Origin of the sequence: Acidovorax delafieldii 2AN (assembly GCF_000175235.1) — a bacterium.
In the GTDB taxonomy this organism is placed as follows: domain Bacteria; phylum Pseudomonadota; class Gammaproteobacteria; order Burkholderiales; family Burkholderiaceae_C; genus Acidovorax; species Acidovorax delafieldii_B.
Window position 1 is genome coordinate 1 of sequence record NZ_ACQT01000385.1, and the last position, 2450, is coordinate 2450.

Below are 2450 nucleotides of genomic sequence, written 5' to 3' on the forward strand. Positions count from 1 at the left end.
AGCGCCCCGGCAGCGGCGACGACACGCGCGCCTGGGGCCCACCCTGCGTGACCGACCCCGCCGGCCAGCCCACGGGCGAGTCGGCCTACTACATGTGCACCAACCGCAACAAGCAGTCGGTGACCATCGATTTCACCCGCCCCGAGGGGCAGGAACTGGTGCGGCGCCTGGCGCAGCAGTGCGACGTGCTGGTGGAGAACTTCAAGACCGGGGGGCTGGCGCAGTACGGGCTGGACTACGCCTCCTTGAGCGCGCTCAACCCGCGCCTGGTGTACTGCTCCATCACCGGCTTCGGGCAGAGCGGGCCGTATGCGCACCGCGCCGGCTACGACTTCCTGATCCAGGGCATGGGTGGGCTGATGAGCGTCACCGGCCGCCCCGACGGCGAGGACGGCGGCGGCCCGATGAAGGTGGGCGTGGCGCTCACCGACATCCTCACCGGCCTGTACGCCAGCACCGCCATCCTGGCCGCGCTGCAGGCGCGCGAGCACACCGGCCGCGGCCAGCACATCGATCTGGCGTTGCTGGACGTGGGCGTGGCGTGCCTGGCCAACCAGGGCATGAACTACCTGTACGGCGGCAAGGTGCCGCAGCGCATGGGCAACGCCCATCCCAACACCGTGCCCTACCAGGACTTCCCCACGGCCGACGGCCACATGATCCTGGCGGTGGGCAACGACGGGCAGTTCGCGCGCTTTTGCCACGCCGCAGGCCAGCCCGGCTGGGCGCAGGATGCGCGCTTTGCCACCAACGCCGCGCGCGTGGCGCATCGCAACGAACTGGTGGCGCTGATCCGCGGTGTGACGGTGGGTAAAACTACGCGCGACTGGATCGCGCTGCTGGAGCAGCATGGCGTGCCCTGCGGCCCCATCAACACCGTGCGCGATGTGTTCGACGACCCGCAGGTCAAGGCGCGCGGCCTGCAGATCGCCATGCAGCACCCCCAGGCGGGCAGCGTGCCGCTGGTGGCCAGCCCCATGCGCCTGTCGGACACGCCCGTGAGCTACCGCCACACGCCCCCGCAACTGGGCCAGCACACCGACACGGTGCTGACCCGCCACCTCGGGCTCACTCCCGAGGCGCTGCAAACCTACAAAGACAACGGAGTTTTGGGATGAGCACTCTGGATTCACTCGCGCTCACGCGCATCCCCCCCGAGGACGAGGCCCTGCGCGCCGAGGTGCGCACCTTCCTGGCCGAGGCGATTGCGGGCTTGCCCGCGCACATCCGCGCCCGCTCGTGGGGCGGCTACAGCACCGAACTGAGCCGCAAGCTGGGCGCCAAGGGCTGGATCGGCGTCACGCTGCCGCCCGCATACGGCGGCGGCGGGCGCAGCGCCTTCACGCGCTATGTGCTGGTGGAGGAATACCTCGCCTGCGGCGCGCCCGTGGGCTCGCACTGGATCGCCGACCGCCAGAGCGCGCCGCTGATCCTGAAGTACGGCACCGAAGCGCAAAAGCAGTTCTACATTCCCCGGGTGTGCCGCGGCGAGGCGTTCTTTTGCATCGGCATGAGCGAGCCGGGTTCGGGCTCGGACCTGGCCAGCGTGCGCACGCGTGCCACGCCCAATGACACAGGCTTCGTGCTCAACGGCCAGAAGATCTGGACCACCAATGCGCACCATTGCCAGTACATGATTGCGCTGGTGCGCACCTCGGGCACGGCGGAAGACCGCCACAAGGGCCTGTCGCAGGTGATCGTGGACCTGTCGCTGCCCGGCGTCACCGTGCGCCCCATCGAGGACCTGTCGGGCGACAGCCATTTCTGCGAGGTGTTCTTCGACAACGTGCAACTGGGCCCCGATGCGCTCATCGGCGCCGAGGGCCAGGGCTGGGAGCAGGTGACAGCGGAACTCGCCTTCGAGCGCAGCGGGCCCGAGCGGCTGTTCTCCAGCATCGTGCTGTTCGACCAGTGGCTTCAGTACGTGCGCACGCCGCAAGGGCGCACGGAATCGGCCCAGCGCCTGGCGGGCAAGGTGCTCACGCAGCTTGCGCCGCTGCGCGCCATGTCGGTGGCCATTCAGGACAAGCTGGTGCGCGGCCAAAGCCCCATCGTCGAGGCCGCGCTGGTCAAGGAGCTGGGCACCACGCTCGAGCAGATGATCCCCGCGGCCATCGCCGATGACCTGTTCGCGTGTGAGGCGGAAGACGTGCCCGTGGAACTGCTGATGACCCTGAAATACGTGACCGAGGCCTCGCCCTCGTTCTCTTTGCGCGGCGGCACGCGCGACATCCTGCGCGGGATGATCGCCCGCGGCCTGGGCTTGCGCTGAAACGGAGCTACGACATGAGCCAAGACAACGACCTGTTTGCCGACGCAGCCCGCCAGGTGCTGGCCGACCAGTGCACCCCCCAGGTGGTGCGCGCCATCGAATCCGGCGGGCGCGCTGCGCCAGAGGCCCAGGAGCTGTGGGCGCAGCTGGAGGCCACGGGGCTGGCCGATGCGCTGCT

General features: G+C 69.4%; 2 protein-coding genes and 1 pseudogene. All 3 read left to right on the plus strand.

Annotation, left to right across the window (positions count from 1 at the left end; translation table 11 throughout):
- A partial coding sequence (locus ACDELDRAFT_RS21355) for a CaiB/BaiF CoA transferase family protein (protein WP_005800382.1) occupies positions 1-1118 on the plus strand: 1118 nt, incomplete at its 5' end.
- Positions 1115-2272 (plus strand): acyl-CoA dehydrogenase family protein, encoded by a 1158-nt coding sequence (locus ACDELDRAFT_RS21360; protein WP_005800384.1) that lies wholly within the window; start codon positions 1115-1117, stop codon positions 2270-2272. The genes ACDELDRAFT_RS21355 and ACDELDRAFT_RS21360, both read left to right, overlap by 4 nt.
- Before the next feature lie 14 nt (positions 2273-2286).
- Positions 2287-2450 (plus strand): annotated as a pseudogene (locus ACDELDRAFT_RS24745) (acyl-CoA dehydrogenase); the annotation flags it as partial.

Coding starts and splice junctions, on each gene's coding strand:
- ACDELDRAFT_RS21360 (WP_005800384.1), top strand. CDS start 1,115: ATGAGCACTCTGGATTCACTCGCGCTCACGCGCATCCCCCCCGAGGAC.